Annotated in this window: 23 protein-coding genes and 1 pseudogene; 12 read left to right on the forward strand and 12 right to left on the reverse strand. The window is 72.0% G+C overall.

The window, feature by feature from the left end:
• Positions 1-105: 105 nt before the first annotated feature.
• Positions 106-678: pseudogene (locus ACGFW5_RS13305) on the forward strand (class I SAM-dependent methyltransferase); the annotation flags it as partial.
• Between the two features lie 129 nt (positions 679-807).
• On the opposite strand, the gene ACGFW5_RS13310 reads toward ACGFW5_RS13305, so the two are convergent.
• Positions 808-1,314, reverse strand: a complete 507-nt coding sequence (locus ACGFW5_RS13310; RefSeq protein WP_393834319.1) for a DUF402 domain-containing protein — start codon at positions 1,312-1,314, stop codon at positions 808-810.
• Between the two features lie 367 nt (positions 1,315-1,681).
• Between ACGFW5_RS13310 and ACGFW5_RS13315 the strand changes: the two genes are divergently transcribed.
• Positions 1,682-2,056, forward strand: coding sequence for a GntR family transcriptional regulator (locus ACGFW5_RS13315; protein WP_393834320.1), 375 nt, complete (start codon positions 1,682-1,684; stop codon positions 2,054-2,056).
• A gap of 42 nt (positions 2,057-2,098) precedes the next feature.
• Here ACGFW5_RS13315 and ACGFW5_RS13320 read toward each other — a convergent pair whose 3' ends face one another.
• Positions 2,099-3,193 carry a DUF5925 domain-containing protein gene (locus ACGFW5_RS13320; RefSeq protein ID WP_393834321.1) on the reverse strand — a complete coding sequence of 365 codons (1,095 nt, stop codon included), beginning with the start codon at positions 3,191-3,193 and terminating at the stop codon, positions 2,099-2,101.
• 398 nt (positions 3,194-3,591) lie between these two features.
• Here ACGFW5_RS13320 and ACGFW5_RS13325 point away from each other — a divergent pair, with 398 nt between their 5' ends.
• Positions 3,592-4,914, forward strand: coding sequence for a xylan 1,4-beta-xylosidase (locus ACGFW5_RS13325; RefSeq protein WP_393834322.1), 1,323 nt, complete (start codon positions 3,592-3,594; stop codon positions 4,912-4,914).
• Positions 4,915-4,933: 19 nt separating this feature from the next.
• On the opposite strand, the gene ACGFW5_RS13330 is transcribed toward ACGFW5_RS13325, so the two are convergent.
• From ACGFW5_RS13330 to ACGFW5_RS13345, 4 genes are all read right to left on the reverse strand, one after another.
• Positions 4,934-5,743: a polysaccharide deacetylase family protein gene (locus ACGFW5_RS13330; protein WP_393834323.1), complete on the reverse strand. Its 810-nt coding sequence runs from the start codon at positions 5,741-5,743 to the stop codon at positions 4,934-4,936.
• A complete protein-coding gene (locus ACGFW5_RS13335) occupies positions 5,740-6,765 on the reverse strand; it encodes a glycosyltransferase family 2 protein (protein ID WP_393834324.1) in 1,026 nt (341 codons plus the stop codon). Before ACGFW5_RS13335 ends, ACGFW5_RS13330 begins: the two co-directional genes overlap by 4 nt.
• Positions 6,762-7,625 carry a glycosyltransferase family 2 protein gene (locus tag ACGFW5_RS13340; RefSeq protein ID WP_393834325.1) on the reverse strand — a complete coding sequence of 288 codons (864 nt, stop codon included), beginning with the start codon at positions 7,623-7,625 and terminating at the stop codon, positions 6,762-6,764. The genes ACGFW5_RS13335 and ACGFW5_RS13340 overlap by 4 nt, the downstream gene beginning before the upstream one ends.
• A gap of 329 nt (positions 7,626-7,954) precedes the next feature.
• Positions 7,955-8,332: a hypothetical protein gene (locus ACGFW5_RS13345; RefSeq protein WP_393834326.1), complete on the reverse strand. Its 378-nt coding sequence runs from the start codon at positions 8,330-8,332 to the stop codon at positions 7,955-7,957.
• Positions 8,333-8,641: 309 nt separating this feature from the next.
• Between ACGFW5_RS13345 and ACGFW5_RS13350 the strand changes: the two genes are divergently transcribed.
• A complete protein-coding gene (locus ACGFW5_RS13350) occupies positions 8,642-9,451 on the forward strand; it encodes an SGNH/GDSL hydrolase family protein (RefSeq protein WP_393834327.1) in 810 nt (269 codons plus the stop codon).
• A gap of 350 nt (positions 9,452-9,801) precedes the next feature.
• Positions 9,802-10,065 carry a hypothetical protein gene (locus ACGFW5_RS13355; RefSeq protein WP_393834328.1) on the forward strand — a complete coding sequence of 88 codons (264 nt, stop codon included), beginning with the start codon at positions 9,802-9,804 and terminating at the stop codon, positions 10,063-10,065.
• 29 nt (positions 10,066-10,094) lie between these two features.
• Here ACGFW5_RS13355 and ACGFW5_RS13360 read toward each other — a convergent pair whose 3' ends face one another.
• The 3 genes from ACGFW5_RS13360 to ACGFW5_RS13370 all read right to left on the reverse strand — a co-directional run bounded on the left by ACGFW5_RS13360 (position 10,095) and on the right by ACGFW5_RS13370 (position 13,166).
• Entirely contained in the window at positions 10,095-11,291 is a 1,197-nt protein-coding gene (locus ACGFW5_RS13360) for a CaiB/BaiF CoA transferase family protein (RefSeq protein ID WP_393834329.1), read from the reverse strand.
• Positions 11,292-11,424: 133 nt separating this feature from the next.
• Positions 11,425-12,207, reverse strand: coding sequence for an ABC transporter permease (locus ACGFW5_RS13365; protein WP_393834330.1), 783 nt, complete (start codon positions 12,205-12,207; stop codon positions 11,425-11,427).
• Positions 12,204-13,166, reverse strand: a complete 963-nt coding sequence (locus ACGFW5_RS13370) for an ATP-binding cassette domain-containing protein (protein WP_393834331.1) — start codon at positions 13,164-13,166, stop codon at positions 12,204-12,206. Before ACGFW5_RS13370 ends, ACGFW5_RS13365 begins: the two co-directional genes overlap by 4 nt.
• Before the next feature lie 64 nt (positions 13,167-13,230).
• Here ACGFW5_RS13370 and ACGFW5_RS13375 point away from each other — a divergent pair, with 64 nt between their 5' ends.
• Positions 13,231-13,938 carry a TetR/AcrR family transcriptional regulator gene (locus tag ACGFW5_RS13375; RefSeq protein WP_393834332.1) on the forward strand — a complete coding sequence of 236 codons (708 nt, stop codon included), beginning with the start codon at positions 13,231-13,233 and terminating at the stop codon, positions 13,936-13,938.
• A 53-nt stretch (positions 13,939-13,991) separates the two neighbouring features.
• A complete protein-coding gene (locus tag ACGFW5_RS13380; RefSeq protein WP_393834333.1) occupies positions 13,992-14,525 on the forward strand; it encodes a GNAT family N-acetyltransferase in 534 nt (177 codons plus the stop codon).
• Between the two features lie 30 nt (positions 14,526-14,555).
• On the opposite strand, the gene ACGFW5_RS13385 is transcribed toward ACGFW5_RS13380, so the two are convergent.
• From ACGFW5_RS13385 to hmgA, 3 genes are read right to left on the reverse strand one after another with little or no spacing between them, the layout of a single operon-like run.
• Entirely contained in the window at positions 14,556-15,761 is a 1,206-nt protein-coding gene (locus tag ACGFW5_RS13385) for a type ISP restriction/modification enzyme (RefSeq protein ID WP_393834334.1), read from the reverse strand.
• A 35-nt stretch (positions 15,762-15,796) separates the two neighbouring features.
• Positions 15,797-16,543 (reverse strand): GntR family transcriptional regulator, encoded by a 747-nt coding sequence (locus tag ACGFW5_RS13390; protein ID WP_393834459.1) that lies wholly within the window; start codon positions 16,541-16,543, stop codon positions 15,797-15,799.
• Between the two features lie 29 nt (positions 16,544-16,572).
• Positions 16,573-17,916 carry a homogentisate 1,2-dioxygenase gene (gene hmgA / locus ACGFW5_RS13395; protein ID WP_393834335.1) on the reverse strand — a complete coding sequence of 448 codons (1,344 nt, stop codon included), beginning with the start codon at positions 17,914-17,916 and terminating at the stop codon, positions 16,573-16,575.
• 102 nt (positions 17,917-18,018) lie between these two features.
• Here hmgA and ACGFW5_RS13400 point away from each other — a divergent pair, with 102 nt between their 5' ends.
• The 5 genes from ACGFW5_RS13400 to ACGFW5_RS13420 all read left to right on the forward strand — a co-directional run bounded on the left by ACGFW5_RS13400 (position 18,019) and on the right by ACGFW5_RS13420 (position 25,103).
• Positions 18,019-18,639 (forward strand): TetR family transcriptional regulator, encoded by a 621-nt coding sequence (locus ACGFW5_RS13400; protein WP_393834336.1) that lies wholly within the window; start codon positions 18,019-18,021, stop codon positions 18,637-18,639.
• A 78-nt stretch (positions 18,640-18,717) separates the two neighbouring features.
• Complete coding sequence (locus ACGFW5_RS13405; RefSeq protein ID WP_393834337.1) at positions 18,718-20,943, forward strand: molybdopterin oxidoreductase family protein; 2,226 nt, start codon at positions 18,718-18,720, stop codon at positions 20,941-20,943.
• A gap of 122 nt (positions 20,944-21,065) precedes the next feature.
• Positions 21,066-22,457, forward strand: a complete 1,392-nt coding sequence (locus tag ACGFW5_RS13410; protein ID WP_393834338.1) for a CitMHS family transporter — start codon at positions 21,066-21,068, stop codon at positions 22,455-22,457.
• A 124-nt stretch (positions 22,458-22,581) separates the two neighbouring features.
• Positions 22,582-23,976 (forward strand): aldehyde dehydrogenase family protein, encoded by a 1,395-nt coding sequence (locus tag ACGFW5_RS13415; protein ID WP_393834339.1) that lies wholly within the window; start codon positions 22,582-22,584, stop codon positions 23,974-23,976.
• A 47-nt stretch (positions 23,977-24,023) separates the two neighbouring features.
• On the forward strand, positions 24,024-25,103 hold the full coding sequence (locus ACGFW5_RS13420) for a Zn-dependent alcohol dehydrogenase (RefSeq protein ID WP_393834340.1): 1,080 nt from the start codon (positions 24,024-24,026) through the stop codon (positions 25,101-25,103).
• Positions 25,104-25,185 lie beyond the last annotated feature (82 nt).

Here is a 25,185-nt window from a genome sequence, read left to right on the forward strand (position 1 = left end):
ACCCCCCGTGAACACCCCCGGAACTACCCGGTGAGTGCCCTTGCGGGCGGCCGGTGCGGAGGCGGACCGGCGCTGATTGTCAGTGGCGCCTGGCAGCATCGGGGCATGGACATCGACTGGAACGAGGCCGCCGCCACCTTCGACGAGGAGCCCGACCACGGCCTGCTCGACCCTGCCGTGCGGGCCGCGTGGGACGAACGTCTCGGGAGCTGGCTGCCGGGCCGTGCGGGCGAAGTGCTCGACCTCGGATGCGGCACCGGGAGCCTGTCGCTGCTCGCCGCCGCGCGGGGCCACCGGGTCACGGCCGTCGATCTGTCGCCCCGGATGACGGAGCGGGCCCGGGCCAAACTGGCCGGCACGGGCGCCGAAGTGCTGGTCGGGGACGCCGCGCGGCCCCCCGTCGAAGGGCGCACCTTCGACGTGGTGCTGGCCCGCCATGTCGTGTGGGCCCTGCCCGACCACGAAGCGGCGCTGCGGCACTGGTGGTCGCTGTTGCGTCCGGGCGGCCGGCTGATCCTGATCGAGGGAGTGTGGGGCGACGTCGGCATACCCGCCCGGCGCCTCACCGCAGTGCTCGCGGAGTTGAAGGCCCAGACGCGTCAGGAACGGCTGTCCCAGGACGCGAGGCTGTGGGGACGCGCCGTGCACGACGAGCGGTACGTGGTGATCGCCACGGCGGCCTGACGCCGGCCAGGGTTGCCGGAGCCCGCAGACCTGCCGTGGGCCCGCATCGCGCGCCGCCGCGCGCGGCCGGGCGCCGTCGCGCGCGGCCGGGCGCACGCGCGAGCCCGGCGGTTCGGCGGCGCGTCAGTCGATGAGCGCGGTGAACTGGCCCAGTTTGGCCAGGAGTTCGAGCTCGTCCAGCGCGGCGACGGCATGGGCCGCCGCCGCGGGGTCGCGCTCGGCCAGACCGCTTTCGGCGAACTCGTCCTCGTCCAGGCGCAGTACGGCGGCGCCGTCGGCCGAGACCCACAGGTCGAGGTCCAGGTCCTCGGCGATCAGCTCGCCGTCCCGCACCACCGCGGGCCGGGTGATGTCGCAGTACCAGCCCTTGAGCGCCGAGTCCGCGCCGCGTACCTCCTTCACGGCGTACCAGCGGTCGCGCCAGTAGTGCTCGGTGAACACATCGCCCGGCTCGAACCGTACGAAGCCGAAGTCGCGTGGGCTCTCGGCCGCCCAGGGCGCGCGCACGACCAGCCGGGCCCCGTCGTCGGACACCACCGATGCCGGGTAACGCAACTTCGTACGCCCTGACTTGACCAGGACGACATGGATGGGGGTGCCGGCGCCGGCCTCGGCCGAGCTCGTGGACAAGACATACCTCCGTGACGCGTATCGAAAAACAGCCGGATCGTGGAGCGGGAGCCGGAGTTGTCGTAGCCGTAGCCGTAGCCGTAGCCGTAGCCGTAGCCGTAGCCGTAGCCGTAGCCGTAGCCGTAGCCGTAGCCGTAGCCGTAGCCGTAGCCGTAGCCGGACCGGGCAGGCCGTTGTGGTCGTGTGGGCGTGGTCGTCGGGCGTGCTGCATGGCGCGGACGTCGCCGTCGGCGGGTCGGGAATCGTGCACGGTCTCGGGCGTGGCTTCGCACGGTACGTCGGCCCGTGCGCCGACGCCTCCCGTTTTCGCCGGATCGCGGGGCGCATCCGGTTTTCGCGGGGCGACGGCGCGGGGGAGAATCGGGCTGTGACCCTCAAGATCGTGATTGACCAGGGCGCGGCCACCGCGCCGTACGAGCAACTGCGCGCGCAGATCGCCGACCGGGCACGTTCGGGGAAGCTGCCGGTCGGCTACAAACTGCCCACGGTCCGTGGCCTCGCCGAGGACCTTGGGCTCGCCGCGAACACGGTGGCCAAGGCATATCGGGCCCTGGAGGCGGACGGGGTCATCGAGACCCGGGGCCGCAACGGGACGTTCGTCGCGGCCGCGGGCGATGCCTCGGAACGGCTCGCTGCGGCGGCGGCCGCCGCGTACGCGGGGGAGGTCCGCAGGCTGGGCCTCGGGCGGGACGCCGCCCGCGCCGCGGTCGAGGACGCGCTGCGGGTGGCGTACGGGACATGACGGGGGAGCAGCGGACCGCGCGGGCCGGGCGTGGTCCCGCTCTCAGAGGTAGAGCCCCGCGTCTGAATCCGGTCGCTGGTCCGGGACGGACGCCGGGGACGTGCCGCGACGCAGGGCGTACAGCTCGGCCAGCGTGGTGCCGTCGCGGGTGACGCCCTGCTCCCGGCCCAGCCAGCCGACCGCCTCCGCCCGGGTCAGCGGGCCGACCTCGATGCGCGCGAGGCACCGGCCCGGCCGCACCACTGCCGGGTGCAGGCGCTCCAGATCCTCGTTGGTCGTGACGCCCACCAGTACGTTGCGGCCCTGGCCCAGCAGGCCGTCGGTCAGGTTGAGCAGCCGCGAAAGCGCTTGGCCCGCGGTGTGCTTGGCCTCGCCGCGGATCAGCTCGTCGCAGTCCTCCAGGAGCAGCAGGCGCCAGCGGCCCTTCGCGCTGCCGTCGTCCTCGCCGATCGCGATGTCCATCAGATAGCCGACGTCGTTGAACAGGCGCTCCGGGTCGAGCACGCAGTCCACCTGGCACCAGTCGCGCCAGGACCTGGCCAGGGTGCGCAGCGCCGAGGTCTTGCCGGTCCCCGGCGGCCCGTGCAGCAGCAGGAGGCGCCCCGCGATGTCGTCCGGGGTGATCTTCATCAGGCGGTCGAGCGCGTCGGCCACCGGGGCCGTGTAGTTGGGCCGCACCTCGTCCCAGGTGCCGGCCGCGATCTGGCGGGTCGTGCGGTGCGGGCCACGGCGCGGCGACACGTACCAGAAGCCCATCGTGACGTTCTCGGGCTGCGGCTCAGGTTCGTCCACGGCTCCCTCGGTGGCCTGTTTCAGTACCTGCTCGGCCAGCTCCTCGCTGGTCGCGGTCACCGTCACGTCCGCGCCCCGGTTCCAGCGCGAGACCAGCAGCGTCCAGCCCTTGCCCTCGGCGAGTGTCGCGCTGCGGTCGTCGTCGCGGGCGGCCCGCAGCACCTTCGCGGCGGGTGGCAGCAGACTGACACCCTTCTTGACCCGGTCGATGGAGGAACTGTGCGAGAACGGCTGCTCGCCCGTGGCGAAGCGGCCGAGGAAGAGCGCGTCGACGACATCGGACGGCGAATCGCTGTCGTCCATGGTCAGCCGAATCGGCAGCGCGGCTTCTGGGTTGGCAGACATGCCGCCCATGATCCGGCAACACGACCGCCCGTGCACGCGCTTTGTCCGGTTGGTGATTCGCGGACGATTCGCACCCGTTCCGGTGAAACCGGCCGGAATGCCAACTGCCGTCGCTACGCTCGCTCGTGATGGAACGTCACCAGGGACGAGGAGCCCGGAGCGGCGGAGGACCTGGCGCAGGGCCCGGTACCGGACCCGGCGGAGGATCCGGCTCGGGACCCGGCGCAGGACTTGGCACCGGCGCAGGACCTGGCACCGGCACCGGCACCGGACCCGGCACCGGCACCGGACCCGGCACCGGACCCATCGGCGGAACGGGCCTCGGGTCTGGCAGCCGGCCGGGCGGCGGGCCCGGCGCCCGGCCGGGCGGCCCGCCCCGGCGCTGGATCGCGGTGGCGGTGGCCGCCGCCGTCCTCGCCGCGCTCACCCTGCTCCTGACGCGGTGCGGCCCGGCGGACACCACCACGGGCGGCCCCGGCCCGACCGGAGCGAGCAACACCGACCCCGCGCTCGGCTGGGGCTTCACCCACACCGAGTACAGCGCCGACACCGGCGACGACGACGCCGTGGCGCGCGCCCGGATGCTGTTGTCGGCGCAAGGCCTGCCACAGAACCAGGCGATCATGGGCTGGGGCGCGGGCAACCCCGAGCCCTCGCCGGGCGTGTACGACTTCTCGGACCTCGACCGGCGCATCGCCTACATCCGCTCCACCAAAGGCACCCCCGTCATCACGCTGTGCTGCGCCCCCGACTGGATGAAGGGCGGCAGAGCCGGCGCCGGCAGGACGGACTGGAGCGTGCGGGCGCTGGAGTCGGCGCCGCTGCCCGCCCACTACAAGGACTTCGCCGCCCTGGCCGCCAGGGTCGCCGCACGCTATCCGGACGTACGGCACTTCATCGTCTGGAACGAGTTCAAGGGCTTCTACGACGACAGCGGCGGCCGCTGGGACTACCAGGGCTACACGCAGCTCTACAACCAGGTCTACGCCGCCCTGAAGAAGGCCGGCGCCGACAATCTGGTGGGCGGCCCCTACCTGGTCATGGACAGTTACGGGCCGCAGGACCAGACGTACGCCTCCGCCCTGAAGGGGCCCTGGGGCTCGGTCGACCAGCGGGTGCTCGACGCCTTCACCTACTGGAACAAGCACAAGAAGGGCGCCGACTTCGTGGTCGTCGACGGCGCCGACTTCACGCGCACCGGCCAGACGCTCCCCGACGCCTTCGGCGCCACCGACAAACTGACGGCCGTCAGCGACTGGGTGCGGGAGCGGAGCGGACTGCCGCTGTGGTGGGCCGAGTACTACGTCGAGCCCGAGCGGTCGGGGTGGAGCGAGCAGCGCCGCGTCGCCACCCAGGCCGTGGGCATGGCGGCCCTGGCACGCGGCGGCGTCAGCACCGCGTTCTACTGGAGCCCCGAGGAGCGCGGAGGACCCTGCCCCGGATGTCTGTGGAGGCCGACCCAACAGAGCGCCGGAGGAGCCGGGTTGCCGATGTACGCGCTCATCGCCAAGTTCGCCGGAGCCTTCCCTCCGGGCACCCGGTTCACGGCCGTCGATGTCGCCGCAGGTGACGCGCGGGCCGTGCGCGTGCTCGCGAGCGCCAAGGACATGCTCGTCGTCAACACGCTCGACCGTCCCGTCGACGCGGAGATCGACGGCAGGTCGCTGCGGTTGGCCGCCTACGAGGTGCGCTGGCTGACCCGCGCCCACGCGCAGCACTGACGCGCCCCGCGGTCGCCCGTCAGCCGCCGCCGAGCACCCGCCCGGCCCGGCGCGCGCCACGGACCAGGGCGTAGCCCTTCGTCAGTACGCGGTCCGCGACGAAGGTGCGCGCGATGTCACGGCCGGTGCCCGCGACGAGCCGTTCGAACGCGTCGAGGCCGGTGCCGCGCCGGACTGTCACCCGCTCAAGGGCGTAAGGGCCCTGGCGGCGCTCGGCGAGCGCGTTGCCCACCGCGAGCGCCTGGCCGAAACCCGCGGAGCGCACCGTCCGCCGCACCCGGCGGTTGGAGTAGCCGTAGGGATAGGCGAACGAGGCGGGGCGCCGGCCCAGCTCCTCGGTGAGGATGTCCTTGCAGCGCGACGTCTCGAACCACAGCCGCTCGTCCGCGAGTTGGTCCAGCTGGGGATGGCTGTGGCTGTGGCCGCCGATCTCCACGCCGGCCGCGGCGAGCTCGCGCACCTGGTCCCAGTCCAGCATGGTGTCCAGGGCGCCGCCCGCGTCGTGGGCGCCGCGCAGCCAGCCCGTGGCGACGAAGAGCGTGGCGGTGAACCCGTGCCTGGCGAGCACCGGCAGGGCGTGCCGGTGCACACCTTCGTAGCCGTCGTCGAAAGTGATCAGGACGGGGCGGCGCGGCAGTGCTCCCGCCGTGCGCCAGGCATGTGCCAACTGGGCGGTGGTGACCGGCGTGTGCCCGAGTTCGGCGAGCAGGTCCATCTGGTCTTCGAAGGCGTCCGGCGCGACGGAGAGCCCGTACGCCGCCTTCGCGGGGGAGTGCGCCACCGCGTGGTACATCACAATGGGCACGGGCCCCGTCCGCCTGGTCCTCATGCCGCTTCCCCTTCCTCGGCGGGCCCGGCCCGCCCCGTGCGTTCGACGGGGGCGACGGTGAAGGGCGCCCCGCCCCTGCGTGCCCGTACGGCGCCGAGCAGATAGCCGCCGGCCGCCGCCGCGACGCCCGTCACGATCGCGGCCGCGCGCCCCGCCCCGCCGGGCCGGCCGAGCACCGCGTCCCGGACGCCGCGTGCCACTCCGGCCGGCAGGACCCGCGTCGTGTAGCGCCGCTCGGACGCAAGTCCCTTGGCAGCGCCGACACTTCGGGCGACCAGGGCCTTGGAGAGCCCTTCCGCGTAGGCCCGCGTACGGAAGTAGCCGAAGCGTTCGCGCGCCGCGGGCACCCGGTGGTGGATCACCGAGCGGTCATCGATGAGCAGCACGGCGCCGGGCAGCGCCTCGCTGATCCGGATGCACAGCTCCGTCTCCTCGCAGCCCAGCGGCCGCTTGTCGCCGTCGCGGCCGATGCCGGTGGCGAAGCCGCCCGCGGCGTCGAAGGCGGACGCGCGGAAGGAGGCGTTGCCGCCGAGGACATTGCGCACCGCGGTCCGGCCCGGCGGCAGGCCCCGGTAGGTGCAGCCCACGATCCAGTCGAACTCCTCGGGGAACCAGGCGGGCCTGCGGCCCGAGGCCCAGGCGGGCACGGTCCGCCCGCCCACCGCCACGACCCGGGGATCGTCGTACCCCTCGGCGAAGTACCGCAGCCAGTGCCGCTCGGCCACCGCGTCGTCGTCGAGGAAGGCCACGAACTCGCCGCGGGCGAGCGCGATCGCGGTGTTGCGGCCGGCCGAGAGGCCCCGGGGACCCGCGTTGGCGAGCACCCGCACCTCGCCGGACGCCGCCTGCTCGCCGTAGTGCCCGGCGAGCCGGCCCCGTAGCCGCTCGTTGTGGTCCACCACGAGCAGCGTCTCCAGGGCGGGCAGCGACTGCGCGCCCACCGAGGCGACCGCCGCGAGGATGTCCTCCCAGCGCTCCTCGGTGTACGCGCAGATCACCACCGAGAACGCAACGCTCCTCAAGTCGCTTCACCCCGGCGTGCGTTCAGGAAGACGGCCTGCGTGCGGCGCAGTGCCCGGGGCACCGCCTTCTCCCTGAGGATCACCTTCAGCACGCGGATGCCGTCACGCACCGCACTGAGGTGGGAGACCCCGTGGATCCGGTTGTACTCGTAACTCGGCACCTCCTGGACGCGCAGTCCCGCCTTGACGATCCGGATGTTGATCAGGGTCTCTATCTCGAACCCGGAGCAGTCGAGCACGATCTTGTCCAAACAGTGCTTCCAGAAGGCGTTGTAGCCGTAGCAGAGGTCGGTGTAGCGGGCGCCGAACTTGCGGTTGACGATGCCGCACAGCACCGCGTTGCCGAGCTTGCGGATCGGGGTCATGTCGGCGGTGCCGCCGCCGTTGGCGAAGCGGGACCCCTTGGCGAAGTCGGCGCCGCCGGCCAGGGCGCAGACGTAGCTGACGATCTCGTCGCCGTCCGCCGACCCGTCCGCGTCGACCATGACGATGATGTCTCCGGTGCAGGCGGCGAAGCCGCTGATCAACGCGTCACCCTTGCCCGTGCCGACCTGCTTGACCACCTTGACGCCGGGCCACAGCTCGCGGGCGACCCGCACCGTGTCGTCGGTGGAATTCCCGTCCACCAGGACGACTTCGTGGATCCATTGCGGAAGTGTCCCGAAGACATGGGGAAGGTTTTCGGCCTCATTCATCGCCGGAATCACCACGCTTACGGGCGGCGCGATCGCGAGATTCGCCGAAACCGGCCGATAAGCAGTGGACATACGGCTGTTCGCGGCGGCGGACGATGCGATGTCCGGCGGTTCCACCATTAATGGATCTTGGCCCGGAACGGCCGGGCGTACGGAAGGAGTCATGGTGATTCTCTGTCCCTCTCGTCCGGTGGACCGCCCGCCCCCCGGGTGGTCCGGTTGTTTGTCCTGTGACGAAAGGGGGGTTTTCACGCAGGGCATGACGGCCTGGCACACCGCACTGTCCGCATGAGCTGGCGTTGTCGGCCGCACGGCCCGTGTTCCGGCTCCCCGCAGGGCGAGGACCGGCCACGGCACCCCCCTACCGCGCCCCGCTCGGATATCCACCGCGGCGCTCCAGCCCTCCCCGGCGCCGATATGCGTGATGGACCGATGCGAATGGATGTAGACGGTATTGATGTCTGGGACCGTAAAGCAAGGCCTGAAACCACGCCTTATTCTCCGGTGTGGTGGACCGGGCTTCTTCGATCATGCCCGGGGCGATTCGCTCCCGTTCCCAGGAGAAACACAAGGAGGCTGATCGCGCCCACCGCCGCAATACCGTTGCGCACCGACCAGAGGTGCAGGCCCGCCATGCCTTCGGCGGTCAGGAGGTCGATGAGTACCGCTCCCGAAAAGGCCATCACCGCCCGCGGGAGCGGTTCCATTCGGCGCAGGGCGAATGCGGTGGCCTCGGCGGGCGCGCCGGCCAGACAGAAGAGCGCGAGCGGAGCGCGCAGCGCGGAGCCCGGGTCGAAGAGCACCAGGGCGGCGCCCACGGCCGAGACGGCGAGTGCCGCTCCCGCGAGGACGGGCAGCAGATCGGCGCCCAAGGGCGCGTTCCCTGCCGATCTGTCACTGATGGTCTGCATTGGCGACGGTTCCCCCCGATGCGCCGGATGCGAGGCTTCAATGTGACGCAGTCCGGACAGTCCCGTCAAGACGGCACAGGGCGTATGGCGTACGGGAGTTGACGCTCCGTCAGCGGAGTGTGGTGCTCCGGTGAAGGATTACTCGCGAGTTGCTGACGGATCACCAGATAGCCGCAGATGTCCGCCTGGTGTTCTTGGCATGGACACTTCCCGCGGCCCGAAGGGGCTGGTACCACTGCCGTGGCGGAAAACCCGCTACAAGGAGGTTCCATGAAACTGTCCCGAATCGCGGCTTATGCATGGGCGCTCGTGCTGGCTGTCGCGCTGTCCCTCACCGGGGCCGGCGTGGTGGCGGCAGCAACCCAGGCGGCCGGATCCCACTACGTGGCCCTCGGCGACTCGTACTCCTCGGGTGTCGGATCCGGGAGTTACGACAGCGCGAGCGGCAGCTGCAAGCGCTCCACCAAGGCCTACCCGGCCCTGTGGGCAGCGGCGCACTCGCCCGCCTCGTTCAACTTCACCGCTTGCTCCGGCGCTCGTACGGGTGATGTGACGGCAAGCCAGCTCGGCCCGCTGAGCTCCACCACCGACCTCGTCTCGATCACCATCGGAGGCAACGACGCCGGCTTCTCGGACGTCATGACCAACTGCGTCCTGTACTCGGAGTCCACCTGCCTCGGCAAGGTGGCCGCGGCCCGCGCCTACGTCGACTCGACGCTGCCCGGCCTGCTCGACTCCGTGTACTCGGCGATCAGATCCAAGGCCCCCAACGCCCACGTCGTCGTCATCGGCTACCCGCACTTCTACAGGATCGGCGGCAGCTGCTGGGGCGGGCTCAGCGACACCTCACGCTCGGCGATCAACGGCGCCGCCGACGAGCTCAACTCGGTGACCGCCAAGCGCGCCGCCGACCACGGATTCAGCTTCGCGGACGTCGTGGCGGGCTTCACCAACCACGAGATCTGCTCCAGCAGCCCGTGGCTCAACAGCGTCGAATGGACCAACATCGGCGAGTCCTACCACCCCACCGCCTCCGGCCAGTCGGGTGCCTACCTGCCCACCTTCACCCGCGCCGCCTGATCACGCCCGGCCGGCGGGCGGGCACGCAGCGCCCGCCGGCGTCGCGAGGAGGAGGCCGCGTCCGTCGGGTCCCCTCCTCGCGCGACACGCGTAGTCCAAACGGCCGCGGGCCCCTGGCGTCCGCTCCCTTGAACGGCATTGCGCCGCCCGTGCGAACACGGGCCGCGACGCTGCGTGATGGGCCGTCAGTGATCTGTCCAACTCGCCCTGGGTTTCGCCGCATTCGGCGTGCGATCGTCAACGTGCGCCCCCTCCAGGTGAATCCGGTCACCGGGATACACGTGTGTGGTGCGGGGGCGATAGGGTTACCCTGCCCGGGGCCGGGTGCCCTCGTACGGGTGGGGAGTGACATGGAACAGATAACAGTGCGCAGCAGGGCGCGAGTGCCTGCGATCACCTGCGGGAGCAGCGCGACCAGTTCGCGCCTCGACCGCCACCTCTCGGTGCTCGGCGGTCCCGCCGTCCCGCAGCGCGAGGCGGCCGAGGCGACGTTGCTGATGCGTGAGCTGACCTCGCGTGACGTTGCGCACACCCGCAGGAGCAAGACCGCTCGCGTCTCGCTCTTCGCGCCACTGCGGCGGCTGCGCCGCTCGCTCTTCGGCAGCCGCGGCTGAACCCACTCCCGACACCACGCGCACCGCGTTCAGACGATCACGCCGTCCCGGCGCAGCTCGGCCATCTGCTCGTCCGTCATTCCCAGGGCCCGCAGGGTTGCACGGGTGTGCTCGCCGAGCGCGGGAACCGCACCCATCCGAGCCTCCTGACTGCCGCCCAGATTGATGGGCGGCAGCAGCGCCCTCAGCGGCCCCACCGGTGACTCCACCTCCCGCCAGCGCTCGCGCGCCGCGAGCTGCGGATGCTCCGCCACCTCGCCGACCGTGTTGAGCCGGGCGCAGGCGATCCCGGCCGTCTCCAGACGCTCCACCGCAGCGGCCGCCGTGAGGCCGGCCAGCGCCCGGGCCACCGTCTCGTCCGTCTTCGTCCGGTGCGTGACCCGGGCCGCGTTGGTGGCGAAGGCCGGATCGTGCGCCAACTCGGGCCGTTCGAGGACCAGTTCGGCGAGCCGGCGCCATTCGCGGTCGTTCTGGACCGAGAGCAGCACCTGCCCGCCGTCGGCCGTGGCGTAGGCGTCGTACGGCGCGATCACGGCGTGCGCGACACCCGTGCGCGCCGGTTCGGTGCCTCCGTGCATCACATGGTGCAGCGGGTGCCCCAGCCATTCGGCGAGCGCCTCCAGCATCGAGATCTCCACCGGGCCGCCGCGCCCCGTGGTGCCGCGCCGCACCAGGGCCGCCAGGACGCCCGAGAAGGCGTACATGGCGGCCGCGATGTCGGCGGCCGGGATGCCGGCCTTGACGGGCCGCTCGGGTGTCCCGGTGACCGACACCAGGCCCGCCTCGCACTGCACCAGCATGTCGTAGGCCCGCTTGTGCGCGTACGGGCCGTCGGCGCCGTAGCCGGATATGTCGACGGCGACGAGGCGGGGGTGGGCCGCACACAGGGCCGCCGCGTCCAGGCCGAGCCGGGCCGCCGCCCCGTGCGCCAGGTTCTGCACGAACACGTCGGCGTCCGCGATCAGCCGGTGCAGGACGTCGAGCCCGCGCGGGTCCTTCAGATCGAGGGCGACCGACTCCTTGCCCCGGTTGCACCACACGAAGTGTGAGGCGAGGCCGCGGGCGGCGGTGTCGTAGGCGCGCGCGAAGTCGCCGCCGTCGGTGCGTTCGACCTTGATGACGCGCGCGCCCAGGTCGGCGAGCTGCCGCGTCGCGAACGGCGCCGAGACGGCCTGCTCGACGGCGACGACGGTGATGCCCGCCAGGGGCAGGGGCTGAGTGCTCATGACAGCCGTACTTATCGCGTACGGACCGTTCTTGTCACGCAGCGGATCACCCAGCGGGTCACCCCGCGGGCCACGCAGCGGGTCTCCCCGCGAGCCACCCCGCGGGTCTCCCGCCGTGAGCGGGCCGGGCCGTTCAGCGGCCGTTGCTCGCGTAGCGGCGTACCGCCAGTGGCACGAAGGCCACGAGCAGCACGGCGCACCAGGCGAGCGAGCCCGCCACCGGGTGGGCGACCGGCCAGGCGGCGTCCGCGGCCGGCGAGGCGTTGCCGCAGAGGTCGCGGACGGCCGAGGCGACCGCACTGATCGGATTCCACTCGGCGACCGTGCGCAGCCAGCCGGGGAGGCGGTCGGTGGGGATGTAGGCGTTGGACAGGAGCGGCAGCATGAACGTCGCCGATCCCAGCTGTCCCGCTGCCTCCTCGCTCCGCGTGAGCAGCCCGAGGAACGCGCCGATCCAGGTGACCGTGAGGCGGAACAGCAGGAGCAGCCCGAAGGCGCCGAGCGCGCCCGGCAGTCCGCCCTCGATCCGCCAACCCACCGCGAGTCCCACCAGCATCAGCGGGATCAGGCCGAGCGCCGTGGTCAGCAGGTCGGCCGCGCTCTGCCCCACCGGCACCGCGGCCCGGCTCATCGGCAGGGTGCGCAGCCGGTCCATCACGCCGCGGTGGGAATCCTGTGCGGCCGTGAACATCCCGGTCATCAGGCCGTTCGCGGCGGTCGCCACCAGGAGGCCGGGCACCAGGTAGGCGCGGTACTCCTCGCCCGGCATGGCGAGCGCGCTGCCGAAGACGTAGCCGAAGAACAGCAGCATCGAGACCGGCATCGTCTGGGTGAGGATCAGCACGCCCGGCGCGTGCTTGATGCGCTGGAGCTGGCGGCCGAGCATGGCCGTGCTGTCGTATGCGAGCGACGTCATGTCACAAGCTCCTTACGGGAGTCGGTGGCGTCGGTGAGGCGCAGGAACACCTCGTCGAGGGTGGGCGGGCGCAGGCCGGCGTCGAGGACCGGGACGCCTGCCGCGTCCAGCTCGCGCACGAGGCGCGGCAGGGTCAGCGTGGGATCCATGGAGACGGCGCCCACGGTCAGGCCGGGGGCGTCGAGGCGGGGCTCCGCGCCGGTCAGCCGGTCGAGTACGGCGGCCGCCCGCGGCAGGGCGTCCTCGCTCGCCACGACCACCTGCGCGTACGAGCCGATCCGTGCCTTGAGTTCGGCGGGGGAGCCGGTGACGGCGGCCCGGCCCCGGTCGATCATCACGATGTGGTCGGCGAGCAGGTCCGCCTCCTCCAGGTACTGGGTGGTGAGCAGCACCGTGGTGCCCTCGGCCGTCAGGGCGCGCACGGCGTCCCAGATGTGGCGGCGGCTCTTCGGGTCGAGCCCGGTGGTGGGCTCGTCGAGGAAGAGCACCGCGGGGCGGCTGAGCAGGCTCGCGGCGAGGTCGAGGCGGCGGCGCATCCCGCCGGAGTACGTTCCGGCCGCCCGGTCCGCCGCGTCCGCGAGGTTGAACTGGTCGAGGAGCACATCGGCGCGGGCGCGCCCGGCCGCCCCGCGCAGGCCGTGCAGCTTGGCGAAGAGCCGGAGGTTCTGCCGTCCGGTGAGCTCGACGTCGACGGAGGTCGACTGGCCGGTCACGCCGATCCGGCGGCGCACCGCGTCCTGCTCGCGCACCACGTCGTGGCCGGCCACCCGGGCCGAGCCGGCGTCCGGCGCGAGGAGCGTCGTCAGCAGCCGTACGGCCGTCGTCTTGCCCGCTCCGTTGGGGCCGAGCACCCCGCAGACGGTGCCTTCGGCGACCGCGAGATCGAGCCCCCGCACCGCGTGGACCTCGCCGAAACTCTTCTCCAGACCTTCACTAAGTACAGCGTACGTAGTTGTCATGCGGCTCACCATAGCGCACTACGTACGCCGTACGTAACTACGATGGTGGGCGAGGTGATGATCCATGGCAGGGCGACCTGCTGAACCAGAAGTGATCTGGGCGCGCCCCGAGCGCGCCGGACGGGGCCCCAGGCCCGCTTTCAGCCGTGCCGACATCGCGGCCGCCGCCGTGCGGATCGCCGACGCGGACGGCATCGACGCGGTCTCCATGCGCCGGGTCGCGGCCGACCTCGGCTGCGGAACGATGTCGCTGTACAACTACGTGCCGCGCAAGGAGGACCTGTACGAGCTGATGGTGGACGCGGTCAGCGCCGAGTACGAGCTGAGTGGGGCGACCGGCGACTGGCGGGCCGACATGCTCGCTCTGGCTCATCAGACCCGGGCACTGATGCACCGCCATCCCTGGGTGCCGCGCCTCATGTCCCCGGTGTACGGCTTCAGCCCCAACGCCCTGCGCTTTCTGGAGCACTGCATGACGTGCCTGGACCCGCTGGAAACGCCGTACGGCACCAAGATGGAGCTGATCGCCTCGGTGAACGGCGTCGTCACGACCTATGTCGCCAACGAGATCGCCACCGCCGAGCGCACCCGCTCGCTGCCGTGGTCGCCGGAGCAGGAGCACGGCGTGCGGATCGCCTACCTCTTCAGCCAGGTCGCCACCGGCCGCTACCCCCGCCTCGCCGCCGCCTTCGCGGAGGACGCGGGCCCCATCGACCTGGACGCGGTGTTCGAAAGGGCGCTTGCCAGGACGCTCGACGCGTTCGGCGGGTAGCCGGCGGCGAGGGCGGATTTCCGGCTCGGCCCCGGGCCGGGCAGGATGGCCCCATGACCGAGATCCGCACCCCCCGCCTGCTGCTGCGCCGCTGGACCGACGACGACCTCGCCCCCATGGCGGACATCAACGCGGACCCGGAGGTCATGCGCTGGATCGGCGACGGCTCCGTCCGTGACCTGGAGCGGACCGCCGCGGACATCGAGCGCTGGGAGGACGAGTGGGACGACGAGGGCTTCGGGCTCTTCGCCGTCGAGCTTCTCGGCTCCGGTGAACTGATCGGCTTCACCGGTCTGTCCGTGCCGCACTTCCTGCCCGAGATGGCGCACGAGGTGGAGATCGGCTGGCGGCTCGGCATGCCGTTCTGGGGCCAGGGATACGCGTCCGAAGCGGCCCACGCGTCGCTGGAGTTCGCGCTCCAGGACCGCGGGCTCGGCCGGGTCATCAGTATCTCCCGGGTGGGCAACGACGCTTCGGAGAACGTGATGCGCAAGCTGGGGATGAAGCTGGAGCGCGAGACGGTGCACCCGGCGTTCGGGCACGCGCTGAACATCCACGCCATCGACCTCACCGAGTACCAGGCCTGAGCCCGGTCCGGCCCCGTCGCGAGGCGCCCCTCAGATGAGGGCGAACTGGCCCCCGGGCCCCTCCTCGTGATGATCGAGTACGGACGCGGGGTGCCGCGCCCCGTCCGGTACGGGCAGGACGCCGGCGGCGCGGAGCCCGTCCCGCGTCAGCGGTTTCGTGACGGCGTCCGTCAACGCGGCCCGCTGTGAGCGCAGTTCACCGAGCAGCGCGAGCACGGTGATCAGTTCGAGCAGGTCCGACGTCCACTCCTGGGGCCAGCCGGCCGGGCCGGCCGCGGCGAGCGTGCCCGGCTCGGCGGGCTCCGTGCGGCGCCGGAACCAGACGTCGAGCATCCGCACCCCGTCCGCCTGGAACTCCCAGGCCGCGAGCGGCACCGGTGAGATCCGGCCCCCCTCGCCCACGTGCAGCACCTCCTCCTCGGCGTCGTAGCGCAGCTCACGCGGCCGGGCCGGAAGCTGCGCCCGTACGTACGGCCGCCGCCCGCCGGGCAGCCGGGGCTTCTCGCCACCGCGCGCCCCACGCACCATCAGCGTCCTCGTGCGGCGCCCCAACTCGACTCCTGCCGACCACAGTTGGGCATCGGCGGGCAGCGGCACCACGCATCCGGCGGCGCTCGGGCGACCCGCCGCCAGAGCCCAGGCCAGCACGTCGTCCGGCGAGACCTCGGCCCCGTACGTCTCGCGGAGGAAGGGGAGCAATCCGGGCGCGAGGTTGGGTTCGAGGCCGCCCGGGCGGCGGTAGAGCGGGCGGATGCGGCCGGGGCGCCCGGTGGCGGAGCGGCCGTCGGGCAGCAGGGCCGACACGGTCAGCGCGGGCCCCGCGGCCTTCGGCACATACCCCTGCTCGACCGCGAAGAGCTGGTGCTCGTCGGCCACCCGCCACAGCTCCGGCCGGGCCGCGTCGATCAGGCGCTGGTCCGGTATCAACCACTGCTCGTCGAAGGGCCCGTACTGGACGCGGACCGGGTCCGCGCACGCGCCGCGCTCCCGCGCGAGCGGCCCGGTGCCGTGGACGCGGCCGGGCAGGGCGGCCACCGCGGACGACAGCGTGCGGGAGCGCGTCGGCCCGAACAGGCGCTCCCGCTCGGCCCCTTCGGACCGTACGAACAGGTCCCAGCGCGAGCGCAGGGTCCGCTCGTCCGGAGCCACCACCCAGTCGCGCCCCAGTCGCAGCGGGGCCACCGACCAGGGCATCAGGTCGTCGAGGAGAGGCAGGTCATCGCTCACAGCCAGCATGCTAGTGACGAAGGCGCGCCGGTATCAGGCGTGCGTCAACGGGCCTCGACCGTCACCGAGAACGAGAAGCGGTCGCCGCGGTAGTGGATGCGGGCGACATCCACGACCTGGCCCTTTCCGTCGTAGGTGACCCCCGTGTAGTGCAGGATCGGGGAGAGCAGCGGCACCTGGAGCAGATCGGCGGTGACGGGGTCGGCGAGCCGCGCCTCCACGGTGTCCGTGATGCGTGCGATGTCCACCCCCACCGCGTCGCGCAGCACCTTGGTCATCGGCCAGCGCTCCAGGTCGGCGAGGCCGATCGCGGCGGCCACCTCCGGACGCACCGCGTTGTACGCCCAGTTGGTGGGCTCGCCATTCTCGTCGCAGCGCAGCCGCCGGTAGGTCACGACCTCGGCGCAGCCGGGAAAGTGCTCGGCCAGGTCACCGGGCAGCGGCTCCGGTCCGTGGCCAAGGATGGTGGTGCGCTCGCCCGACTGCTGGGCCACGATCGCGTCGATCGAGCCCAGCAGCCGGACCGGGGACGCACGGCGGGCGGACGGCTCGATGAACGTGCCGCGCCGCCGGTGCCGGCTGATCAGGCCCTCCTCCTCCAGCTCCTTGAGTGCCTGGCGCATCGTGAGCACGCTCACCCCGTAGTGCGCGGCGAGCTGTTCCTCGGTGGGCAGCCGCAGCGAGGCGTCGGGGGAGCGGCCCAGTATCGAGGCGCGCAGGGACTGGGACACCTGGTACCAGAGCGGCAGCTTCCGGTTCAGTACCAGCGAGTCGGGAGCGAAGGAGGAGATGGTCACAGGGATTCCGTATCAGGCGGTGCTCAGGAGCGGAAGTGGCGCTGAAGACCCTGCCACACGTCGTCGTAGCCCCGCTGGAGGTGTCCGGCGGACGCCGCCTGGGCGGTGGCCGTGACCGGCCAGCGCGTCTCGAACATGAAGGCAAGCCCGTCGTCGATCTTCTGCGGCTTCAGCTCGGCGGCGCTCGCCCGGTCGAAGGTCTCGCGGTCGGGGCCGTGCGCCGACATCATGTTGTGCAGCGAGCCGCCGCCGGGCACGAAGCCCCCCTTTCCGGCTGTTTTCGCGTCGTAGGCGCCCTCGATCAGGCCCATGTACTCGCTCATCACATTGCGGTGGAAGTACGGCGGCCGGAAGGTGTCCTCGCCGACCAGCCAGCGCGGCGCGAACACCACGAAGTCGACGCCGGCCAGGCCCGGGGTGTCGGAGGGCGAGGTGAGCACGGTGAAGATCGACGGGTCGGGGTGGTCGTAGCTGATGGAGCCGATCACGTTGAACGTGCGCAGGTCGTAGACGTACGGCGTGTGGGTGCCGTGCCAGGCGACGACGTCGAGCGGCGAGTGGTCGTACCTCGCGGTCCAGAGGTTGCCGCAGAACTTGTTGACGACCTCGACCGGGCCCTCTGTGGCGTCGGGGTCCTCGTACGCGGCGAGCGGGGCCCGGAAGTCGCGTGCGTTGGCAAGGCCGTTGGCGCCGATCGGGCCGAGCTCGGGCAGCTCGAAGGGGCGGCCGTAGTTCTCGCAGACGTAACCGCGGGCGCTCTCGTCCAGCAGCTCGACCCGGAAGCGCACACCGCGCGGGATCAGGGCGACCTCGCCGGGGCGGGCGGCGAGCAGGCCGAGCTCGGTGCGCAGCAGCAGCCCGCCGCGCTCCGGGACGATCAACAGCTCCCCGTCGGAGTCGCTGAACACCCTTGACTCCATGGAGGAGTTGGCGTGGTAGAGGTGCACGGCCATGCCGGTGCGCTGTGTCGCGTCGCCGTTGCCGCCGAGCGTCCACAGGCCGGCCAGCCAGTCGGTGCCCGCCGGGGGCTCGGGCAGCGGGTTCCAGCGCAGCCGGTTGGGGTCGGGCACGGTGTCGGTGAAGGGCGCCGAGCGGAGGTGGCCGTTGTCGGCGCGGGTGAACGGCGGGTGCGCGGCCGATGGCCGGATCCGGTACAGCCAGGAGCGGCGGTTGCCCGCGCGCGGCTCGGTGAAGGCCGAACCGCTCAGCTGCTCCGCGTAGAGGCCCAGCGGCGCGCGCTGCGGCGCGTTGCGGCCGTGCGGAAGGGCTCCCGGCACGGCTTCCGAGCTGTGCTCATTGCCGAAACCGTGCGAGTGGCCAAGGCCTTCCGCGATCTTCCTCGCCTGTTCGCCCGTGGGTGTCGTCATCGTCCGCTCTCCTGCTCACGTGCCGAAATCCTATGCTCAACCGTAGGATTACGATGCGGTCGCGTCAACGGGAAAACCGGCCGGGCGGGGGATGATGGGCGCGTGCCTCCTGCTCCTCATCTCCACGCGAACCTCCGCCGCGCGCCCGTGCAGCAGCGCAGCGCGGAGCGGCTGTCCCGGATACTCGACGCCTGCGCCGAGCTCCTGGACGAAACGGGCTACGAAGACCTCTCCACCCGGGCCGTGGCCCAGCGCGCGGGCGTGCCGATCGGCTCGGTCTACCGCTTCTTCAGCAACAAACGCGCCATGGCCGAGGCGCTGGCCGCCCGCAACCTCGACCGCTACGCCGGCATGATCAACGCACGCCTTGCGACGATCGAGGCGGCCGACTGGCGGGGTGCGGTCGACGCGGTCCTCGACGAATACCTCGTCCTGAAACAGACGGTGCCCGGCTTCAACCTGGTCGACTTCGGCGGCCCCCAGCCGGTGCCCGACCCGGACGCCGACGCCAACCACCTCCTGGCCGCCCGTCTCGCCGAGCTCCTGCCGACCCAGTTCGGCCGCACCCCGGACGCCGGCCTGCGCCGGACGATCCTGGTCGCGGTGGAGGCGGCCGACGCCACCCTGCGTCTGGCGTTCCGCATGGATCCGCAGGGCGATCCGGACATCGTGGCGGAGACCCGCCGGCTCCTGCACGCCTACCTGGCCCACACCCTGGACTGACCCCGGCCGCGACCTCCCGCGCATGCCTACTGGTCGGTATGCTCCGAGGGCCCGCGCGCCGTCGCCCTGGGAGGACGCATGTCCCGCACCGTTCTGCGTATCTGTCCGCTCTGCGAAGCCACCTGCGGGCTGAGCCTCACCGTCGAGGGGGCCAGGGTCACCGGCGCCCGCGGGGACGCGGACGACGTGTTCAGCCAGGGGTTCATCTGCCCCAAGGGCGCCGCCTTCGGCGAGATCGACGCCGACCCCGACCGGCTCACCGGCCCGCTCGTGCGCCGCGACGGGGTCCTGGAGGAGGCCACCTGGGCCGAGGCCTTCGACCTGATCGCGGCCCGGACGCGCCCCGTCGTCGAGCGGTACGGGGCGAACGCGGTCGGCGTGGTCCTCGGCAACCCCAACGTCCACACCATGGCGGGCGCCCTCTACCCGCCCGCCCTGCTCGGCGCGCTGCGCACCCGCAACCTGTTCACCGCGAGCACCCTCGACCAGATGCCCAAGCACGTCTCCAGCGGGCTCCTGTTCGGCGACCCGTTCGCCATCCCGGTGCCCGACCTGGAGCGCACGGACCATCTGCTGCTGCTCGGCGCCAACCCCCTGGAGTCCAACGGCAGTCTGTGCACCGCCCCCGACTTCCCCGGCAAGCTGCGCGCGCTGCGCCGGCGCGGCGGCACCCTCACCGTCGTCGACCCGCGCCGCACCCGCACCGCGAAGCTCGCCGACCGGCATGTCGCGATCCGGCCCGGCACCGACGCCCTGTTGCTCGCCTCGATCGCCCAGGTGCTGTGCGAGGACAAGCTCCTCGCGCCGGGCGCGATCGAGGCGCACCTCGAAGGCCTGGACGAAGTCGCCGATGCGGTAAGGGAGTTCACCCCCGATGCGGTGGGCCCCCGGTGCGACGTGGACCCGGACGACATCCGGGCCATCGCCCGGGAGCTCGCCGCCGCGCCCACCGCCGCCGTGTACGGCCGGATCGGCAGCTGCACCGTCGAGCACGGCACCCTGGCCAGTTGGCTCGTCGACGTACTCAACGTCCTCACCGGCAACCTCGACCGGCCGGGCGGCGCGCTCTTCCCGCTCTCCGCCACCGACCGGGCGCCCCGCCCGGCGGGCCCCGGCAGGGGCTTCGACCTCGGGCGCTGGAACAGCCGCGTCGGTGGGCACCCGGAGGTGAAGGGTGAACTGCCGCTCGCCGCCCTCGCCGAGGAGATCGAGACGCCGGGCGAGGGACAGATCCGTGTGCTCATCGCCTGCGCCGCCAACCCGGTGCTCTCGGCGCCCGACGGGGACCGGCTCGATGGGGCGCTCGCCGGACTCGACTTCATGGTGAGCATCGACCCGTACCTCAACGAGACCTCGCGCCACGCCCACGTCGTGCTGCCCCCGCCGCCGCCCTCCCAGAGCGCACACTTCGACTTCGCCTTCAACGGCTTCGCCGTCCGCAACCAGGTCCGCTACACCCGGCCCGCCGTCCCGCTCGACGAAGGGCGCATGGACGAGAGCGAGATCCACGCCCGCCTGATACTCGCCGTGAGCGGCCTGCATGGCGCCGACCCCACCGCCGTCGACGCGACGGTCGTCGAGCGCACCCTGGCCAAGGCCGTCGCCGACCCGCACGCGCCGGTGCACGGCCAGGACCCGGCCGCTCTCGCCACCCGCCTCACCGGTGAGAACGGCCCCGAGCGACGCCTCGACCTGATGCTCAGGCTCGGCCCGTACGGCGACGGCTTCGGCGCCGACCCGGACGGGCTCAGCCTGGAGCGCCTGCTCGCGCACCCCCACGGCATCGACCTCGGCCCCCTTGAGCCCCGCCTGCCGCAGGTGCTCAAGACCCGCAGCGGACGCATCGAGCTGTTCCCCGCGCCGATCGCCGCCGACCTGCCCCGACTGCGGGCGGCCCTGGACGAACGCTCCGACTCCCTCGTCCTGGTCGGCCGGCGGCATCTGCGGTCCAACAACAGCTGGCTGCACAACATCCCCGTCCTGAACGGCGGTTCCAACCGCTGCACCCTCCAGATCCACCCCGAGGACGCGGCACGGCTCGGCCTCGCCGACGGCGCCGACGTACGGATCACGGCGGACGGGGGAGCGGTCGTGGCGCCCGTGGAGATCACCGACAGCGTCCGCTCGGGTGTGGTCAGCCTGCCGCACGGCTGGGGACACAGCAGGGCGGGCAGCAGGCTCGCCGTGGCCGCGAGCCGCCCCGGCGTCAACGTCAACCAGCTCCTGGACGGCTCGCGGCTCGACCCGCTGTCGGGGACCTCCGTGCTCAACGGCTTCCCCGTCGAGCTCGTACCCCTGTCGTGACCTGGAGTTTTGCTCTTATTGCTCAGGTGTCAACGTCTTGTTAAGGAGAGAAACGGCGACCTAACGTCATCCGCACCGCCAGCCCCTGGTGGAAGTTCAAGGGTGAACGTTAGGTGTCCTCCATGCTGACCATCCTCGGCTTCGCCATGATCGCGACCTTCCTGGTCCTGATCATGCTGAAGAAGATGTCGCCGATCGCGGCGCTGGTTCTGATCCCCGCTCTCTTCTGTGTCTTCGTCGGCAAGGGAGCCCATCTCGGCGACTACGTCATCAAGGGCGTCGGGTCGCTCGCACCGACCGCAGCGATGCTCATGTTCGCGATCGTCTACTTCGGCGTGATGATCGACGTGGGCCTCTTCGACCCGGTGGTCCGGGGCATTCTGCGCTTCTGCAAGGCAGACCCGATGCGCGTGGTCGTCGGCACCGCCGTGCTCGCCGCGATCGTCTCGCTCGACGGCGACGGCTCCACCACCTTCATGATCACCGTCTCGGCGATGTACCCGCTGTACAAGCGGCTCGGCATGAGCCTCGTCGTGATGACCGGCGTGGCCGCCATCGCCAACGGCGTGATGAACACCCTGCCGTGGGGCGGCCCGACCGCCCGCGCCGCGACCGCGCTCAAGGTGGACGCCTCCGACATCTTCGTGCCGATGATCCCCGCGCTGGCCGTCGGCCTGGTCGCCGTACTCGTCCTCTCGTACGTCCTCGGCATGCGCGAGCGCAAGCGCGTCGGCTACCTCTGTCTGGACAACGTCCTCGAACCGGAGTCCGAGACCGTCCTGGTCGGCGCCGGCGGCTCGGCGGACGCCCCGCGTACGACGGGCGGCGGCGCGAGTGGCGGTGACGGTACCCACGCCCCGGAAGGCGACGACTTCCAGGGGCTCGACGCCGCCCGGGAGACCCTGCGGCCCAAGCTGTACTGGTTCAACGCGCTGCTCACCGTCGCGCTGCTCACCTCCATGATCATGGAGTGGCTGCCGATCCCGGTGCTCTTCCTGATCGGCGCCGCCCTCGCGCTGACGGTGAACTTCCCGCACATCCCGGACCAGAAGGCCCGCATCGCCGCCCACGCCGACAATGTCGTCAACGTCTCCGGCATGGTCTTCGCGGCCGCCGTCTTCACCGGTGTGCTGAACGGCACCGGCATGGTCAAGCACATGGCGGACTGGCTGGTCGGTGTGGTGCCGGACAGCATGGGCTCGCAGATGGGCCTGGTGACCGGCCTCCTCAGCCTGCCGCTCACCTACTTCATGTCGAACGACGGCTTCTACTTCGGCGTCCTGCCCGTACTCGCCGAGGCGGGCGCCGCGCACGGCGTCTCCTCCCTGGAGATCGCCCGCGCCTCACTGGCCGGTCAGGCCCTGCACATGTCGAGCCCGCTGGTCCCGGCGGTGTACGTCCTGGTCGGCATGGCCAAGGTGGAGTTCGGCGACCACACGCGCTTCACCGTGAAGTGGGCGGCGATCACCTGCCTCGTGGTGCTGGGCTCGGGCATCCTGTTCGGCATCATCTGACCCCCGTGTCCGCGTCCCACCGCGCCCGGCGCCGGACCCGGGCCCGCGAGACACCCCTGGCGCCCAAAAACTAACAGCGCTAGTTTGAGGGGCGGACGACACTGGTTCCCCGGGAGGAAATGCGATGAAGGCCCACGACGGCATGTACATCGGCGGCGAGTGGCGAGCCGCCGCGGGCCAGGACGGCATCGCGGTGGTGAACCCCGTCGACGAACAGGTCATCGCCCATGTCCCGGCCGGGACGGCCGAGGACATCGACGCGGCGGTACGCGCCGCCCGCGAGGCCTTCCCGGCCTGGGCGGCGACAGCGCCGGCCGAGCGCGCCGCGAAGCTCGCCGCGCTGCGCGACCGGCTGGTGGCCCGCAAGGACGAGATCGCCGAGACCATCAACGCCGAACTCGGCGCCCCGCTGCCCTTCGCCCAGGCCGTGCAGACCGGGCTGCCCATCGCGATCGCCGGCTCGTACGCCGAACTGGCCGCCTCCTACGCCTTCGAGGAGAAGGTCGGCAATTCCACCGTCTTTCAGGAGCCGGTCGGTGTCGTCGGCGCGATCACGCCCTGGAACTATCCGCTGCACCAGATCGTCAACAAGGTGGCGCCCGCGTTGGCGGCGGGCTGCACGGTCGTCCTCAAGCCCGCGGAGGACACACCCCTGACCGCGCAGCTCTTCGCCGAGGCGGTGCACGAAGCCGGCCTGCCCGCCGGGGTGTTCAACCTGGTCACCGGCCTCGGGCCGGTCGCCGGGCAGGCGCTGGCCGAGCACGAAGGGGTCGACCTCGTCTCCTTCACCGGCTCGACGGCCGTCGGCAAGAAGATCGGCGCGACGGCCGGCGCGGCGGTCAAGCGGGTCGCCCTGGAGCTCGGCGGCAAGTCCGCCAACGTCATCCTGCCCTCCGCCGACCTCGCGAAGGCCGTCAACGTGGGCGTCGCCAACGTGATGAGCAACTCCGGCCAGACGTGCAGCGCCTGGACGCGGATGCTGGTCCACGCCGACCAGTACGAGGAGGCCGTCGAGCTCGCATCGGCCGCCGCCGCCAAGTACACCGTCGGCGACCGTGTCGGCCCGCTCGTCAACGCCAAGCAGCGCGAGCGCGTCCGCGGGTACATCGACACGGGCGTGCGCGAGGGTGCCCGCGTCGTGGCGGGCGGCGCCGATGCGCCCCTGGAGCGCGGCTACTACGTCGCGCCGACCGTCTTCGCGGACGTCGCCCACGAGATGACCATCGCCCAGGAGGAGATCTTCGGCCCGGTCGTCTCGCTCATCAAGTACGAGGACGAGGACGACGCCCTGCGGATCGCCAACGGCACGGTGTACGGCCTGGCCGGCGCGGTCTGGGCGGCCGACGAGGCGGAGGCCGTCGCCTTCGCCCGCCGCATGGACACCGGCCAGGTCGACATCAACGGCGGCCGGTTCAACCCCCTTGCCCCGTTCGGCGGTTACAAGCAGTCGGGGGTGGGCCGCGAGCTCGGCGTCCACGGTCTGACGGAGTATGTGCAGACCAAGTCGCTCCAGTTCTGAGACCGCCGCCCCCTTTCTCCTCCCACCGTTCAGGAGCAACGCAAGCCATGGTTCGCGCCGCCGTACTGCCCGCCGTCGGCTCTCCGCTGGAGATCACCGACATCGAACTCCCCGAGCCCGGCCCCGGCCAGGTGCGGGTCCGCCTGGCCGCCGCCGGGGTCTGCCACTCCGACCTCTCCCTCACCAACGGCACCATGAGGGTCCCGGTCCCGGCCGTCCTCGGCCACGAGGGGGCGGGCACGGTCGTCGCCGTCGGCGAGGGGGTCACCTCCGTCGCGCCCGGCGCCGAGGTCGTCCTCAACTGGGCGCCCTCCTGCGGCAGTTGTCACCCCTGCTCGCTCGGCGAGGTGTGGCTCTGCGTCAACGCGCTGAACGGCGCGGCCTCGGTGTACGCGCGCACCGCCGACGGCAGGGAGCTGCACCCCGGCCTGAACGTGGCGGCGTTCGCCGAGGAGACCGTCGTGGCCGAGAACTGCCTGATCCCGCTCCCCGAAGGCATCCCGCTCGCCGAGGCCGCCCTGCTCGGCTGCGCGGTCCTCACCGGGTACGGGGCGATCCACCACTCCGCGCGGGTGCGGGCGGGCGAGACGGTCGCGGTGTTCGGCGCGGGCGGCGTGGGACTCGCCACCCTCCAGTCGGCCCGGATCGCGGGCGCCGCGCAGATCATCGCCGTCGACGTCTCCCCGGAGAAGGAGGAGCTGGCCCGCGCGGCGGGCGCGACCGACTTCGTCGTCGCCTCCGAGACCACCGCCAAGGACATCCGCAGGCTCACCGGCGGTCAGGGCACCGACGTGGCCGTCGAATGCGTGGGCCGCGCCGTCACCATCCGTACCGCCTGGGAGTCGACCCGGCGCGGCGGCCGCACGACGGTCGTCGGCATCGGGGGCAAGGACCAGCAGGTCACCTTCAACGCCCTGGAGATCTTCCACTGGGGCCGCACCCTGGCGGGCTGTGTCTACGGCAACTGCGACCCGGCGAAGGACCTCCCGGTCCTGGCCGACCACGTCCGAGCGGGCCGCCTGGACCTGACCACCCTGGTCTCCGACCACATCACGCTGGACGCCATCCCGACGGCCTTCGACTCCATGCTGGCGGGCCGGGGCGGCAGGGCGCTGGTGGTGTTCTAGCGGAGCGGCCACGGGGTGCGGGAGGCCGGGCCCCGCGTTTCGGGGGAGGCCGGGCCTCGCGTTTCGGGGGAGGCCGGACCTC

Source organism: Streptomyces sp. NPDC048416 (genome assembly GCF_043200435.1).
Taxonomy (GTDB): Bacteria; Actinomycetota; Actinomycetes; order Streptomycetales; family Streptomycetaceae; genus Streptomyces.

What these genes read in the sequence shown, in the direction of transcription:
- ACGFW5_RS13320 (WP_393834321.1), bottom strand. Translation starts at nt 3,193, where the DNA reads ATGTCTGCCAACCCAGAAGCCGCGCTGCCGATTCGGCTGACCATGGAC.
- ACGFW5_RS13330 (WP_393834323.1), bottom strand. Translation starts at nt 5,743, where the DNA reads ATGAGGACCAGGCGGACGGGGCCCGTGCCCATTGTGATGTACCACGCG.
- ACGFW5_RS13340 (WP_393834325.1), bottom strand. Translation starts at nt 7,625, where the DNA reads ATGACTCCTTCCGTACGCCCGGCCGTTCCGGGCCAAGATCCATTAATG.
- ACGFW5_RS13350 (WP_393834327.1), top strand. Translation starts at nt 8,642, where the DNA reads ATGAAACTGTCCCGAATCGCGGCTTATGCATGGGCGCTCGTGCTGGCT.
- ACGFW5_RS13355 (WP_393834328.1), top strand. Translation starts at nt 9,802, where the DNA reads ATGGAACAGATAACAGTGCGCAGCAGGGCGCGAGTGCCTGCGATCACC.
- ACGFW5_RS13360 (WP_393834329.1), bottom strand. Translation starts at nt 11,291, where the DNA reads ATGAGCACTCAGCCCCTGCCCCTGGCGGGCATCACCGTCGTCGCCGTC.
- ACGFW5_RS13365 (WP_393834330.1), bottom strand. Translation starts at nt 12,207, where the DNA reads ATGACGTCGCTCGCATACGACAGCACGGCCATGCTCGGCCGCCAGCTC.
- ACGFW5_RS13370 (WP_393834331.1), bottom strand. Translation starts at nt 13,166, where the DNA reads ATGACAACTACGTACGCTGTACTTAGTGAAGGTCTGGAGAAGAGTTTC.
- ACGFW5_RS13375 (WP_393834332.1), top strand. Translation starts at nt 13,231, where the DNA reads ATGGCAGGGCGACCTGCTGAACCAGAAGTGATCTGGGCGCGCCCCGAG.
- ACGFW5_RS13380 (WP_393834333.1), top strand. Translation starts at nt 13,992, where the DNA reads ATGACCGAGATCCGCACCCCCCGCCTGCTGCTGCGCCGCTGGACCGAC.
- ACGFW5_RS13385 (WP_393834334.1), bottom strand. Translation starts at nt 15,761, where the DNA reads ATGCTGGCTGTGAGCGATGACCTGCCTCTCCTCGACGACCTGATGCCC.
- hmgA (WP_393834335.1), bottom strand. Translation starts at nt 17,916, where the DNA reads ATGACGACACCCACGGGCGAACAGGCGAGGAAGATCGCGGAAGGCCTT.
- ACGFW5_RS13405 (WP_393834337.1), top strand. Translation starts at nt 18,718, where the DNA reads ATGTCCCGCACCGTTCTGCGTATCTGTCCGCTCTGCGAAGCCACCTGC.
- ACGFW5_RS13410 (WP_393834338.1), top strand. Translation starts at nt 21,066, where the DNA reads ATGCTGACCATCCTCGGCTTCGCCATGATCGCGACCTTCCTGGTCCTG.
- ACGFW5_RS13415 (WP_393834339.1), top strand. Translation starts at nt 22,582, where the DNA reads ATGAAGGCCCACGACGGCATGTACATCGGCGGCGAGTGGCGAGCCGCC.
- ACGFW5_RS13420 (WP_393834340.1), top strand. Translation starts at nt 24,024, where the DNA reads ATGGTTCGCGCCGCCGTACTGCCCGCCGTCGGCTCTCCGCTGGAGATC.